10 protein-coding genes are annotated in these 13726 nt (G+C 61.6%); 8 read left to right on the top strand and 2 right to left on the bottom strand.

The genetic code is table 11. The annotated features are described in order from the left end of the window. Genes RA25_RS03810 through RA25_RS03800 form a run of 3 tightly spaced genes read left to right on the top strand, consistent with a single transcriptional unit; the run spans position 1 to position 4792 of the window. Positions 1 to 1290: a TolC family protein gene (locus tag RA25_RS03810; RefSeq protein ID WP_039151519.1), complete on the top strand. Its 1290-nt coding sequence runs from the start codon at positions 1 to 3 to the stop codon at positions 1288 to 1290. A 29-nt stretch (positions 1291 to 1319) separates the two neighbouring features. Beyond that, positions 1320 to 3617 carry a type I secretion system permease/ATPase gene (locus tag RA25_RS03805; protein WP_152610588.1) on the top strand — a complete coding sequence of 766 codons (2298 nt, stop codon included), beginning with the start codon at positions 1320 to 1322 and terminating at the stop codon, positions 3615 to 3617. Continuing rightward, entirely contained in the window at positions 3614 to 4792 is a 1179-nt protein-coding gene (locus RA25_RS03800; RefSeq protein ID WP_039170428.1) for an HlyD family type I secretion periplasmic adaptor subunit, read from the top strand. Before RA25_RS03805 ends, RA25_RS03800 begins: the two co-directional genes overlap by 4 nt. Before the next feature lie 62 nt (positions 4793 to 4854). Here RA25_RS03800 and RA25_RS03795 read toward each other — a convergent pair whose 3' ends face one another. Next, the gene (locus RA25_RS03795) at positions 4855 to 5568 is read right to left on the bottom strand and encodes a trypsin-like serine peptidase (protein WP_082008999.1); all 714 of its coding nucleotides are present in this window, start codon (positions 5566 to 5568) and stop codon (positions 4855 to 4857) included. Between the two features lie 576 nt (positions 5569 to 6144). On the opposite strand from RA25_RS03795, the gene RA25_RS03790 reads away from it, so the two are divergent. From RA25_RS03790 to RA25_RS03775, 4 genes are all read left to right on the top strand, one after another. Then, entirely contained in the window at positions 6145 to 8508 is a 2364-nt protein-coding gene (locus RA25_RS03790) for a methyl-accepting chemotaxis protein (RefSeq protein WP_152612161.1), read from the top strand. A 498-nt stretch (positions 8509 to 9006) separates the two neighbouring features. Next, positions 9007 to 9696: a response regulator gene (locus tag RA25_RS03785; RefSeq protein ID WP_019294840.1), complete on the top strand. Its 690-nt coding sequence runs from the start codon at positions 9007 to 9009 to the stop codon at positions 9694 to 9696. A gap of 83 nt (positions 9697 to 9779) precedes the next feature. After that, the gene (locus RA25_RS03780; RefSeq protein ID WP_039148673.1) at positions 9780 to 10271 is read left to right on the top strand and encodes a response regulator; all 492 of its coding nucleotides are present in this window, start codon (positions 9780 to 9782) and stop codon (positions 10269 to 10271) included. Further along, positions 10243 to 11334: a sensor histidine kinase gene (locus tag RA25_RS03775; RefSeq protein ID WP_039170423.1), complete on the top strand. Its 1092-nt coding sequence runs from the start codon at positions 10243 to 10245 to the stop codon at positions 11332 to 11334. The genes RA25_RS03780 and RA25_RS03775 overlap by 29 nt, the downstream gene beginning before the upstream one ends. Before the next feature lie 221 nt (positions 11335 to 11555). Here RA25_RS03775 and RA25_RS03770 read toward each other — a convergent pair whose 3' ends face one another. After that, positions 11556 to 12170 (bottom strand): helix-turn-helix domain-containing protein, encoded by a 615-nt coding sequence (locus RA25_RS03770; protein ID WP_019294836.1) that lies wholly within the window; start codon positions 12168 to 12170, stop codon positions 11556 to 11558. 173 nt (positions 12171 to 12343) lie between these two features. On the opposite strand from RA25_RS03770, the gene lpdA reads away from it, so the two are divergent. After that, positions 12344 to 13726, top strand: a complete 1383-nt coding sequence (lpdA, locus tag RA25_RS03765) for a dihydrolipoyl dehydrogenase (protein WP_039170421.1) — start codon at positions 12344 to 12346, stop codon at positions 13724 to 13726.

Genomic DNA, 13726 nt, shown 5'->3' with positions numbered 1-13726 from the left:
ATGCAACCGGGACGCTTTCTTTGCGCCATCGCAGTGATGTGCAGCCTGTCTGGCTGCGCAACGGCCCCGTTTGGCGGCACGAACGAGGCAGCGGACGGAGCCCCGCACAGCAATTTCACTCAAACGGGGGAGACTTCCTCCGCGGTCATCAGCGCCCTGATGAACCGGCGTTCGCTGCTGGCGGAAGACAGCGCCTACGGTCAGGTCGCGTCAGCTGCCATCGCCGCCTCTTCCCGCGCCGCCGAGGCAGAATTGATCAGTGCCAAACTGCGGGCCGAAGCCGCCTCAAAAAATTGGTTTCCAACCCTGGGACCCTCGGTCAGCCTGACCGATCTGGGCGACTTGGTGGCCGGGCTGCTGATCGAGCAGGTGCTGTTCGACAATGGCCGCCGCAAGGCGGAACGCGAATTTGCCGCCGCCGATGTTGAGGTCGCCGCCGTCAGCCTGTCAGAGGACATGAACGGCCGGGTAGAGACCGCTGTCGGGCTTTATGCCGCCGCCCTGCGCGGCGACGAAAAGGCGGCCTATGGCGACCGCGCCCTGCGCCGAATGGAGGAGTTCCGCCGAATTGTTCAGGGACGGGTCGATGGCGGGGTCTCGGACCGCGCAGATCTCAACGTGGTAGACAGCAAGATCAGCGGCATCCGCACCGCCACTGCCACCGCCCGCGATGCTGCAACCACCGCTCGCGCCGAGTTGCAGGCGATGACAGGCCAGAGTTTCGATCAGAAGCCGTCGCACCTAGCCATAGGCACACCGCCGGAACAGGGACAGTTCCTGTCTGTGCTAAAAGCCGGCGCCGAAGCAGAACGCACCATTGCACAGGCCAAATCCGGACGCGCCGGGCTGCTGCCGCAGATTTCCGCAGCCGGTAACGTCACCACGGACGGCTCTGGCGCCGGCATCACCCTGGGGGTCGGCCAGCCGCTGGGACTGGGTACTCCAGCCGCAATCCAGGCGCTGGAAGCCTCCAAGGAGGCCGCAATGCGCCAGGTGGGCGAGGCCGAGGAAACCGCCCGGCGCGCCTACAGCCGCCAGGTGCAGCAAATCGCCTCTTACCAGCGGCAAGAAGGCGAGACCGCGGTGCTGGTGCGCCGCAGCCGTGAGACCTACGAGCTGTTCCAGAAGCAGTTTGAGGCGGGCCAGCGCCCGGTGATGGAAGTGATCCAGGTCTACGAGGAACTGGTACGCCGTGAGCAAGCCTATATCGACGCAAAATACGAGGTGGTGCTGATCCAGCTGGCGCTGGCGCGCGACCTGGGGCTTTTGGCTGATGGGGACAAGATTTGACCGATACCACGCAAAAGCCGCCCCGCCGCATGCCCGCCCCTGGCCAGAAGCCGGTTCTGCGGTCGGTCCCTGCTGCCGCTCCCAGGACCGCGGCGCAGGACGGGCTGCAGCCCGCCAACATCTCTGCCCCAGCCGCTGGCCCCAATGCGCAGGTGAAACCCAAGACCGACAACCGGCCCAAGCCGCAGGACGCCCAACCTGAGGTCGGCTCGCTGCTGGAAGGGGCAGCCGCGCGCATCCAGCACCGGGCCAGCCTGATTGCCACCCTTGCCGCCCTGAAGGGCAGCGAGGTGCCGGTCAGCGACGTCGCCGCCTTCCTTTGGCAGGAAACGCCGGGCGATCTGTCGCTGCACACACTTGCTAAGGCGGTGCAATCCGCCGGGCTGCAGCCCAAGGTGCTGGAAAAACAGAGCCTTGCCCCAGCCCTGTGGCCCGCTCTGGCGATCATGTCCGGCGGCCAATGCGTGCTGGTGCTGGGACAGGCCGAAGATGCGCTGACCATATATGACACTGCCTGCCCGGATAACCGGACCGAGGTACCGCTGGCGGAGTTCAGCCCCTATTTCACCGGCACCGTGCTGTCAGCCCGCCCATCGCTCAAACAGATGGCAGCCAAGCACACTCCACAGATCGACCCGGGCCATTGGTTCTGGAGCGAGTTCCCCAAGTACCGCCGGCAGGTGGGCGAGATCATGCTGGGGTCGCTGGTAGCCAATATACTGGCGGTGTCGGTCGCGCTGTTCAGCTTGCAGGTCTACGACCGTGTGGTGCCGCACCAGTCGCACGCAACCCTATGGGTGCTGGCGGTGGGCGCCTTTCTGGCAATCGCGCTGGAAGCAATGCTGAAACTGGCGCGCGCGCGGCTGACCGATGCGGCCGGCCGCCAGATCGAGCTGTCGGTGCAGCACAACCTGATGCGCCGCCTGATCGGAATGCGCTCTGACAAAAAGCCCTTGCCGCCCTCCGGCCTGTTTGCCGCGATGCGCGATTTCGGCTCGGTACGGGAGTTCTTTACCTCCTCCACCATCTCAACTCTGGCGGACATCCCCTTTATCGCGGTGTTCCTGCTGCTGGTCGCTTCCATCGCCGGGCCGGTGGTCTGGGTGATCATTGCTGGCGGCGTCCTGATGCTGCTGCCTGCCTATTTCATGCAGAAGAAGATGATCGCCTATACCCGGCAGACCCAAGGTGCGAATGCCAAGGCGGGCCGCCTGCTGCATGAGGTGGTGACGGAACTCGACACCGTGAAGACCCAGCGCGGCGAGGAACGGGTGCTGCGGCTGTGGGATGAACTGAACACGCTGTCGTCGCACTCCGCCACCGAGCAGCGCAAGCTGTCCAGCGCCCTCACCTACTGGTCGCAAGGGGTGCAGCAGGCAACCTATATCACTGCTGTGGTGCTGGGCACGCTGCTGGTCTTTGCCGGTGAGTTCACCGTCGGCACCATTATCGCGACCGGCATCCTGACCAGCCGCACGCTTGCGCCGCTTACGCAGTTCGCCGCAACCCTGGCACGCTGGAGCAACGTCAAGGCAGCGCTGGAAGGGCTGGATGCAATCGCCCAGGCGCCGCAGGAGAAAGAACAAGAACGCACCTATCTGCGCCGCCAGAAAATTGAAGGCCGGTTTGAGCTGCGCGAGATCATGTTCCGCTATGAGGATGACGCCGCCCCGACGCTGGACGTGCAGGCTGTGGCGGTCACGCCGGGTCAGCGTGTTGCGGTGCTGGGGGTCAACGGCTCAGGCAAGTCCACCCTGCTCAAACTATTGTCGGGCCTATATGCACCTGACCGGGGCCGCATCCTGCTGGACGGCACCGACATGGCCCAGATCGACCCGCGCGACCTGCGCGCCAACATCGGCTATCTCAGCCAGGACGTGCGGCTGTTTGCAGGCTCCCTTCGCGACAACCTGAACCTCAACCAGCTGGAGCGCGACGACGACCGGCTGATGGAAGCGCTGGAGTTCGCAGGCCTCGGCGCCCATGTGCGCAACCACCACAAGGGGCTGGATCTGGAGATCAGCGACGGCGGCCATGGCCTGTCGATCGGCCAGCGCCAGTCGATCGGCTGGGCGCGGCTGTGGCTGCAGAACCCCTCTGTCGTGTTGCTGGATGAACCCACCGCGGCGCTGGACCAGACGCTGGAACGCACCCTGGTCAGCCGCCTGGAAAGCTGGCTGGAGGGACGGACCGCGGTGATCGCCACGCACCGGATGCCGATCCTGTCGCTGACCAACCGTACCCTGATCCTGCAGTCAGGCCGAATGGTGGTGGACGGCCCGCGAGATCAGGTTCTGGCGCATCTGGCCGCAGGAGAGGGCAAATGAGCATGGCGCTTCACGATCCCTACGGTGATGCGCAGACGCCGCGCAGCGCCAGCCGTATCATCTATCTGGCGCTGGCCGCCGTGCTCACCTTCCTGATCTGGGCCGCCTTTGCCTCTATCGACGAGATCGTGCGCGGCGAGGGCCAGGTGGTTTCCTCCTCCCGCGCCCAGATCGTACAGAACCTGGAGGGCGGCATCCTGGCAGAGCTGCATGTCCGCCAGGGCGACATCGTGACGGCTGGCCAGGTGCTGGCCAAGCTGCAGGACACCAAGTTCCGCACTGCTGCGGATGAGTTGCAAAACCAGATCGATGCGCTGGAGATCCGGCGCCACCGGCTGGAAGCGCAAATGAAGGGCGCCTTTGAATTCGCCGTGCCGGACATGCTGGCACAGCGCTCCCCCGGCATTCTGGCTTCCGAGCGCGGCTTGCTTACCGCGCGGCAAACGGACTTTGCAAGCCGCCGCGACAGCGCCCGGCAAGTCATGGATCAGCTGAATGCGGAGCTTGCCAATATGGAGAAGCTCTTCAAGCAGAAGATCGTGGCGCTGATTGAAGTGAACAAGGCCCGCAAGGCGGCCACCGACGCCCGCGCGAAATATAACGAAATCGGAACCCAGGCGGAACTGGAGCAGGCCGAGGAATATGCCCAGACCCTGCGGGAGATTACTACTTTGCGGCAGGAGCAGCGGCTCGCTGTCGATCAGTTGAACCGCACCATCATCACCTCCCCCATGGCAGGCATCGTCAATAGCCTGGCGGTGACCACTATCGGCGGCGTGATCCGCCCGGGCGAGGAGATCCTGGAGATCATCCCGCTGGGTGAGGAACTGTTTGTGGAGGCACGGGTCAAGCCCGAAGACATCGCCAGCGTGCAGCCCGGCCAGGACGCTACCATCAAACTGTCGGCCTATGACTATACCATTTACGGCGCGCTCCGCGGCAAGGTGGATTTCGTCTCTGCCGACACCTTCGAGGATGAGCGCAATCCGCGCGCCGAGCCCTATTACAGGGTAACGGTTCGGGTCGACAAATCCGGCTTTAGCGAACGTCAGCAATCCATAGAGATCCGCCCGGGCATGCGCGCCGTCGCGGAACTGCAGACTGGCGCCAAAACCGTGCTGCAATACCTGCTGAAACCGCTTTACAAATCCCGCGAAGCATTGCGCGAACCCTAATACAGAAAGGGGCAGCCCCAGATCGAAGCAGCCCCTGCGTTTTGACGTGCGGGAAGCACCTGTCAGCCGGCGCGGCGGATCAGATCGCTGAGCGTGGCGTCCAAGGCGGTGCCGATCGACACCCTCCGGCTGCCCATGGCGGCTTTGGCCGAAATCACCGAAACCAGCCGCGGTGCCCGGCCCGGCCGCAATTCCAGCACCGGCGACCCGGACGCCCCGAAATCAACCAGACAGGACATCACCAGCGTGCGGCTTTTGCGGGCGAGAACACTGCACGAGCGTTTCAGCCGGGGCCGTGTCGCATGCGCCCGGGTATAAGACAGAACATCCAGTGTATCACCTAGCTGGGCATCACCTGCCATGGCGAGCGGCGCAGCCTGACGACTGCTGATTGGCCGGTCCAAGCGCAGAACCGCCAGGTCACTGCCGATCTGATGCGCTCCGGACGGCCGGTACCGGTACTGCGGGTGCACAACCGCCTTCACCACCTGCCGCAAGGCAACGGCCCGGCGCCCTGACAGTCCGGCCTCAAACCAGATGCTTTGCGGATCGACCCTGGCACCGGTTCTGGGATCGAACAGGCAATGCGCTGCGGTCAGCACCAGATTTGGCGCAACAAGCGCTCCGGTGCACATGTTGCGGTTGGCGATATTCAGCCGTCCGACGGCCTCCAGTCCCTGTATCGTTTCGTCGCGTGGCTGCAGTTCATCCGCAGCCGTGCCTATTGGCATGCCCAGGGACAGGCATGCCGCAATTGCAGCAATAGTCAGTCTCATAACCCACTCCAGCTTCCCACATGGGCATCGTCATTCAGGCGTGCGGCTGGAATGAGACCCAAAGTTGCCGGGCTGAGACCAAAAGGTGGACAGAATGCGGCAGCGTTAACAATTCCCTAACCCCCCGGTTATTGATGCTTAACCATGGCAAAAAATCCTGCGGCTTGGCTAGGAAAAGTAAACAAAGCGTAAATATTTTTTCCAACCCGCGAACAACAAAAGAGAACTCAGCGGTCAATTCCGGACGTAAGCCGGGTGAGGAGCCCCCCGGCCCGGCGCGATTCGACACCATCCGAGCCGCGAAAGGTTAACGAATCCAAACCACCCGGCCAGGTGTCCGCCATCAGCCGCTAACCGGTCAAACGCACACTATCAGGCCAATTCCTTAACGCTGGCTCGGTCAATAAGCGCCAAGGCAGGCCAGCGCCGCCTGCAGGATGCAATCATTTTGAAAATTTTTTCCGCCTTTTTTTTGGAGCATTAACGGATCGAAAATCAATCTGTCGTTGTATCAGCCCCAGTCTCAGTTCCTTATCCCCGGCGGCAAACCGAGGGATACCTGCCGGAGGTTTTATGTTGAAGATGTTGCAGAATTTTAAACTTTCCCAAAAGCTTCCGTTGCTGATCGTCGGAACCGCACTAACGGTAACAGTAGTCCTGATTGCCTTCTCCAGCAGCTACTTCCGGCGCAGCGTCGTCCACGATGCAGAGATTGTCCTGAAATCCTTGGTCCGCGACCGAGAAGCCGGGCTGCAATCCTACCTGGCATCCATTGAAGCGGCAATTCTGACAGTCTCAGCCGTACCCTCCACCGCAAAGGCGATGAAGGACATGGGCATAACCTGGAGCAGCCGTGGCGGCAGCGGCCAGGAGGAAGTCAGCAACCTGTCGATGTTTGCCTCGGCCTCATCGCCGTATGATATTCATTTTGAGCGCAACCACCCTGCATTCGCAGGAATGATGGAACGGCTTGGCTACTATGACATCTTTCTGGTCAATCCTGAGGGTGACGTGATCTTCTCTGTTGCGAAAGAAGCTGACTATGCCACCAACCTGACTTCCGGCCCCTACACCGAAAGCGGCTTGGCGCAAGCCTTCCGTCTGGCCGCTGAGGGAGAAAAAGAACAGGTCTATTTTTCTGACATCGCCCCTTACGCACCTAGTGCAGACGCTCCTGCGGCCTTTGCGGCGACCCGTATCCTGGACAGCGGCGGCCGTTACATCGGCGTCTTTGCACTGCAGGTTGCTATCGACGAAATCGCTGCGATTACTTCCAGCTTCGAAGGAGATCTGAAGACGCTTGACGTGTACCTGGCCGGGGCGGACCTCAAGGCCCGCACGCCCTCGCGTCTCGAAGGTGGCCATGAGCTGCTCGAAGACTTGCCGGCACTGCCGCACATCCAAGAGGCCTTTGCATTTACTTCGGCCTCGTCAGGTGAGGCGCCGGCGAACACTGATGCCTCCTTCTACCCGTCCGTCATCAGGGACAACGGGCGTGAGGTCACCGCAGCTTCTGCACCTGTCAGTTTCCGCAATTTGCAATGGGCTTTGGTCGCAGAGCTTGACCGGACAGAGGTCCTGGCTCCGGCAACCGCCCAGCAGCGGATCATGCTCCTGATCTCCCTGGCCTGCGCAGCCCTGGTCTCCTTCTTCGGCTGGCTGTTTGCCCGGTCGGTGACCAAGCCGATCGACCGGATCTGCAGCGATATGGAAGCGGTGTCCTCCGGTGATCTCGACACCGAAGTTGCGGCGGCCAGCCGCGGCGACGAGATCGGCAAGATCGGCAAAACGCTGGTCTCGATGCAGGACGACCTGAAGCTGGCCCGCGCCGCCGAGGAGGAGCGCGCCGAGATGCAGCGCCAGCAGCAGCAGGTGGTTGAGAAGCTGAGCAGCGGCCTGGTGCAGCTGGCAGACGGCGATTTCTCGCAGCCGATCAGCAGCGCCTTCCCGGAGGAATACGAGCAGCTGCGGCAGAACTTCAACAGCACCGTCAGCAACCTCAGCGCCACCGTGCAGCAGGTGATCGAGGCCTCCGGCAGCATCCGCAACGGCGCCGCCGAGATCAGCCAGGCCTCCGACGACCTGTCGCACCGCACCGAGAGCCAGGCGGCCACCCTGGAGGAAACCGCCGCGGCGCTGGATGAGCTGACCGCAAGCGTCAAATCCGCCGCCGACGGCGCCCGCAGCGTCGAGGCGACCATGGCCGAGGCCCGCACCGAAGCGGAAAATAACCGCGAAGTGGTGCAGAGCGCGGTGTCGGCCATGACCGAGATCGAGCAGTCCTCGAACCACATCAGCCAGATCATCAGCGTGATCGACGACATCGCCTTCCAGACCAACCTGCTGGCGCTCAACGCCGGCGTCGAGGCGGCGCGGGCGGGCGAGGCCGGCAAGGGCTTTGCGGTGGTCGCCAGCGAAGTGCGCGCCCTGGCGCAGCGCTCCTCGGATGCGGCGATGGAGATCAAGACGCTGATCTCCGACAGCTCCAAGCAGGTGGAGCGCGGCGTCGATCTGGTCGGCAAGGCCGGCGAGGCGCTGCAGAGCATCGTAGAGCAGGTCACCCATATCTCGCAGCTGGTCTCCGGCATTGCCGAAGGCGCGGCGGAGCAGTCCACCGGCCTCAACGAGATCAACACCGGCGTCACCCAGCTGGACCAGGTGACCCAGCAGAACGCGGCGATGGTGGAGGAGGCGACTGCAGCCGGCCATATGCTGAACACCGATGCCGGCAAACTGGCCGAGCTGGTGGCGCATTTCCGGGTCTCCGGCGGCGCGGCCCCCGCCCGCCCGGCGCCCGCAGCGGCCCCGGCCGCCGTCCCGGCCGCCAAATCTGCGCCCTCGGCGCATGGCGAGGACAACTGGGACATCGAGGCCAGCCCGGCGCCCGCAGCGGCAGCTTCCAACGGCAGCGCTGCCCGCGATCTCTGGCAGGACTTCTGAAAACTCACCGGAGGCGCCGCAAAAACCTGCGGCGCCTTCAGACTATGGCAACCTGTGCCTGAACGCGGCTGGCTGCCAGGCCGCTTGCGGCCACCGGACGCCACTCCAGCCGATAAGTTTCCAGGGCCGCGGCACTCGCTTGCAAGCCCCTTCCCCAGCTTGCTGCAACAGCCCCCTAAAAAACGCCAATTTTTCAATAAGTTTTAACTTCCGCACAGCATTCAGATTACCAGCCCGCGTGCAGGCACGCCGCTCCGAAATTTTTCCATAAAAGTTCAGCAAACTGCGAATTGAAACCGCAAAATCCTCCCCCCTCATGCAGCGGCTTAGTGTTCTTTAATCAAATCTCGCCTGATAATAACCCTTAGCGTGATCTTGTGTGATATAAACAATCCAAGCGAGTGCTCGTTCCGAATTTTAGTTCCGGGCGCTGTGTCAATTCAAAGGGGTACCAGGATGAGTAACAATCGTTTTCAGAAAGGGGCTGCACCGCCCTTCATGCCGCCCGTAATCCTCAACATCCTTTCGGTTGATGATGACGAAATAGACCGGTTGCGCCTTAAAAAGCTGTGCCGCAAGGCTGGAATGGAAGCCGAGTTCTTTGAGGCTGCCAATCTGGAGGAAATGCGCAAGCTGCTGGACAAGGAGCAGTACGACCTGGTTTTTCTGGACCACAATCTTGGTATGGATACCGGCCTGGATGCGCTGAAACTTCTGCTGAGCCACGAGGAACAGGTCCAAGCCGTCCCGATCATGCTCACTAGCGTCACCAGCTACCAGACTGCCGTCGAAGCCATGCGCCGGGGGTGCTCCGATTACATCGTCAAGGAAGAGCTTTCTGTGGATGCGCTGATAAAGTCTATTGCCTCCGCCATCGAAAGGCGGGCCCTTTACGGCCAGCTCTCCAGCGCCAAAGCTTCAGAGAAGGAACTGAAGCGGATCTTTCAGCGCTTCATCGTCGGCTGCGGCCCCGATCTGCGCCTGCTGCTGAGCCGGACGCTTGCCGGGGTCAGGATCGTCAAGTCGCAAGCCCGCCAGGATGACAGTTTTTCTCCAGCCGTGCTGTCGGATGTGTCGATGCTTGAACGCAGCTGCAAGGATCTGGTGGCCTTCATGGATGATCTGGACAGCGTGATCGAAGACACCCGCGAAGTGACAGCCCGCGTGTCCCCAACCCTTCTCCAGTAGGGGACCGCCGCGCTTCTTCCAGCCCTCCAGCTGGTGATCGCACCGAACAGCACCAAGCCCCGGCAGAAAGGAGTGTCAGCACGATGCAAAGCCCCCGGAACGCCAGCCGCCCTGCCCTGAACATCATTCTGGTGGAAGATGATGACGGCGACGCAAAGGCCTTGCGGCGCGCCTTTGAGCAGGCCAGGATTGCCAATCCAGTTACCCGGTTTGCTGACGGGGTCGAGGCCTTGGCCTTCCTGCGTGGTGAAATGAGTCAGGTTCCGCCGCCTCATTTCGTGGTGCTGAGCGACATTAACATGCCACGCAAGAACGGGATCGAGCTTCTGCGGGAAATCCGCGCGGACCCGGTACTGCACAATATCCTGTTCATCGTGCTGACGACCTCGGATGACGATCGGGACATCTCTGAGGCTTATGCCAACAATGTCGCAGGCTACATACTGAAATCAAAGGCCGGCGACATGTTTACCGACCTAATGGCAACGCTCGACAATTACTGGCGGATTGTCGAACTGCCCGAAATCCACATCAGAAAGGTGACCGATGGCGGCGCTCAACATCCTGCTCATTGACGATGACGCCGGCGACCGGAAACTGCTGCGCCGGTTACTAAAGCAGCCTCACCCGGACGCCAGCATCTCCGAAGCCGACAGCGGCGAGAAAGCGCTGGAATTTGCCGGGAACCCGGCGGACGTGATTTTCCTCGACTACCTGCTGCCGGACGGAACCGGGCTCGATCTGATTGCACGTTTGAATGAAGCCTGGCCACGGGCGGTGCTGTTCATGACCACTGGCCATGGCGATGAGGAGATTGCCAAAAGCGTTATCCTGGCCGGCGCCAGTGACTACATTCCGAAGTCGGCGCTCAGTGCAGAGGCACTGAAACGGATGATCGCAAACGGGCTGAAAGTTTCGGATATGCGCTGGCGCATTCAGGAACAGCAAAACGAGCTGAGGCTTTTCTCCGACGTTCTGGTCCACGACATGCGGGCGCCGTTGCGGGCAATCAAGTTCCTGAGCGATCAGATCCAGGAAGAGTACGCAGACGGTGACCTGGACGAGGTTGCCCGGCAATTCGACCTGATGAAGAAGTCGGTAAACAAGACATCAGAGCTGATTGAGCGGCTTGCCAGCCATATCAACCCGCACAGCGACGGCCGGGCAGAGCGAGTAACCGTTGACAGCCTGTTCGACAGCTTGCGTGCTGTCCTTGCGCAGGATCTGGCAGAATCCGGTGCCCGCATTGATTGGCAGTCCGGTGGGCTGAGGGTGGTCTGTTTTCCACCCGATATTGTGCAGTTGCTGCAGAACCTGATTGGCAACGCAATAAAGTACAGCGGCGGCAAAACACCTGAGATCGCAATAACCGCGGAACCAGCCCAGCCGGGGCTGATGATCTCTGTAGCCGACAATGGCATTGGTGTGCCGCCGGAATACCGGGATAAGATTTTTGAGCCCTTCAAGCGGCTGCAGCGCGGCAGCGAGCAGCCTGGCACCGGCCTGGGGCTGGCAACCTGCGCAAAAATCGCCAAGCGGCACAAGGGACTAATCTGGTGCGACCCGCAAACTGAGGCCGGCACCACAATCCGGTTCACGATCAGCCTGGACGCGCTACCTGCACGGCAATCAGCCTGAAATTAAAGGCATTACGCTACAGGTAGCCTACACCGCTTCGCGATTGATGAAGGTTGCGGAGCGATCGGCAGAGGGGACGCCCCGCTATCTCAATGCGCCACGTTTTGCGTCATTGCCGAAAGGCGGGCTGCACTAGGCCAACTGAGGTCGCGCAGGCCGGAACTGCCTGTTTCAGCCGCAGCTGACGGGATGTTTTCACGCCAAAGAGCGCCTTGCTGCGTTTATCCCTCCAACGACACCCAAAGCACCTTGGCGTCTTCTTTACTGACGGAAACACAGCCGTGGCCCATGCCGCTGTCATAATAAACGGAATCCCCGGCCCCCATGCGCAACGGCCGGTAATGCTCCGTATAAAGGATCAGTTCCCCGCTCAGCACGAACATGAACTCCTCCCCCTGGTGGCGCACCCAATTGTCAAACTCGGTCACATCCCGGGCCTTGATGGTACTGATATAAGGCACCATGCGCTTGCTGGTCAGCTCGCTGCACAACAGTTCATGATCATAGGTCGAGGTTTCCTTGTGCTCGCCCTCGCCAGTGCGGGTGAAGTCCCGGCGCCCGGTGACGCCGCTTTGACTGGACTGCACAAACAACTGCGGTGTTTCCAGTTCTAGCGTCTGCATCAGGCGGCGGATGATCTCGAAACTGGGACGGGTCTGGTTGTTCTCGATCTTGGATAAAGTGGACCTGCCAATGGCTGCTGCCTTGGCGGCTTCCTCCAATGTCAGCCCCTTTTCTTTGCGGGCTTCGCGAATCATTTTTCCTAGAACTTCGCCATCCGGGGCCTCCATGGCCTCGGGGCCCAGTCCTGTTTCTTCTGAGGGAATTGGTTCCATTTCTGCGAATTCTCCTGATCCGCAAACACTTTAGCTTTGATGTATTTTCCGGTCAAAATTTCCGTGATCGCACTTTTTGTTTGCAAGAGGGAAAAAGTTTCCTATAGGAGACGCAACGTCGTATACGGCTGAATACGTGCCGGTCCTGAACCGCATTTCGGAGGAGAAACCACATGAGCGCATATGATCTGATCGTGATCGGAGCCGGTCCGGGCGGTTATGTCGCAGCAATCCGTGCTGCACAGCTGGGCATGAAGGTTGCCTGTGTCGAAGGCCGCGGCTCGCTGGGCGGCACATGCCTCAACGTTGGCTGCATTCCTTCCAAGGCGCTGCTGACTTCGTCCGCCAAATACGCCGAGCTGTCCCACATCGCCGCCCACGGCATTTCCGTTGAAGGCGTCAGCCTGGATCTGGGGGCGCTGATGGCCCGCAAGGACAAAATTGTTGGTGACCTGACCAAGGGCATCGCCTTCCTGTTCAAGAAGAACGGCGTCGACCACATCGAAGGCTGGGCCAGCATTCCGGCACCCGGCCAGGTGCAGGTGGGGGAAGACAGCTACACCGCAAAAAACATTCTGATTGCCACCGGTTCGGAACCCACCCCCCTCCCAGGCGTGGAGATCGACGAGGTGGACGTGCTGAGCAGCACCGGAGCGCTGGCGCTTGAAGCCGCGCCAGAGCATTTGGTGGTGATCGGCGCCGGCGTGATCGGGCTTGAACTCGGTCAGGTCTGGTCACGCCTTGGCTCCAAGGTGACGGTGGTGGAATACCTAGACCGCATCCTGCCCGGCATCGATGGCGAGATCGCCAAGCTGTCCCAGCGCGCACTGAGCAAGCGCGGTCTGAAATTCCAATTGGGCCGCGCGCTGAAGTCCATTGAGAGAGGTGAAAACGGCCTGACCCTGACCCTGGAGCGCGTGGGCAAAGACAAAGAAGAGCAAATCGAGGCTGACAAGGTGCTGATCGCCATCGGCCGCCGTCCGGTGACCCGCGGGCTGGGCCTCGAAGGCCTGGGTGTCTCCATCAACGCGCGAGGCTTCATCGAAGTTGACGAAACCTTCCAGACCTCGGTCCCCGGCATCTATGCCATCGGCGACTGCGTGCCCGGCCCGATGCTGGCGCACAAGGCCGAGGAAGACGGCGTTGCCTGCGTCGAGATCATGGCCGGCGAGCACGGCCATGTGGATTACAACACCGTGCCTGGCGTGGTTTACACCGACCCAGAAGTTGCCTCCGTCGGCCAGACCGAGGAAGCGCTGAAAGAGGCCGGCACCGAGTACATTTCCGGCAAATTTGCCTTCATGGCGAACTCCCGCGCCCGCTCAACCGGTGAAACTGACGGTGCCGTGAAGGTGCTGGCAACGCCAGCGGGCAAGATCCTTGGCGCACATATCTGCGGCGCGCATGGCGGCGACCTGATTGCCGAGCTGGTGCTGGCAATGACCAAGGGCGCAACCGTCGAGGAGGTAGCGCGCACCTGCCACGCACACCCCGCGATGGGCGAGGCGGTGAAGGAAGCCTGCCTCGACGCGCTTGGCCGCGCCATTCACGCCTGA

The organism is Leisingera sp. ANG-S5 (assembly GCF_000813925.1).
Lineage (GTDB): Bacteria > Pseudomonadota > Alphaproteobacteria > Rhodobacterales > Rhodobacteraceae > Leisingera.
Note: the sequence above shows the minus strand (reverse complement) of the source record. Positions and strands in the feature narration are given on the sequence as shown.

What these genes read in the sequence shown, in the direction of transcription:
- RA25_RS03785 (WP_019294840.1), top strand. Translation starts at nt 9,007, where the DNA reads ATGCCGCCCGTAATCCTCAACATCCTTTCGGTTGATGATGACGAAATA.
- RA25_RS03775 (WP_039170423.1), top strand. Translation starts at nt 10,243, where the DNA reads ATGGCGGCGCTCAACATCCTGCTCATTGACGATGACGCCGGCGACCGG.
- RA25_RS03795 (WP_082008999.1), bottom strand. Translation starts at nt 5,568, where the DNA reads ATGAGACTGACTATTGCTGCAATTGCGGCATGCCTGTCCCTGGGCATG.
- RA25_RS03805 (WP_152610588.1), top strand. Translation starts at nt 1,320, where the DNA reads ATGCCCGCCCCTGGCCAGAAGCCGGTTCTGCGGTCGGTCCCTGCTGCC.
- RA25_RS03780 (WP_039148673.1), top strand. Translation starts at nt 9,780, where the DNA reads ATGCAAAGCCCCCGGAACGCCAGCCGCCCTGCCCTGAACATCATTCTG.
- lpdA (WP_039170421.1), top strand. Translation starts at nt 12,344, where the DNA reads ATGAGCGCATATGATCTGATCGTGATCGGAGCCGGTCCGGGCGGTTAT.
- RA25_RS03770 (WP_019294836.1), bottom strand. Translation starts at nt 12,170, where the DNA reads ATGGAACCAATTCCCTCAGAAGAAACAGGACTGGGCCCCGAGGCCATG.
- RA25_RS03800 (WP_039170428.1), top strand. Translation starts at nt 3,614, where the DNA reads ATGAGCATGGCGCTTCACGATCCCTACGGTGATGCGCAGACGCCGCGC.
- RA25_RS03810 (WP_039151519.1), top strand. Translation starts at nt 1, where the DNA reads ATGCAACCGGGACGCTTTCTTTGCGCCATCGCAGTGATGTGCAGCCTG.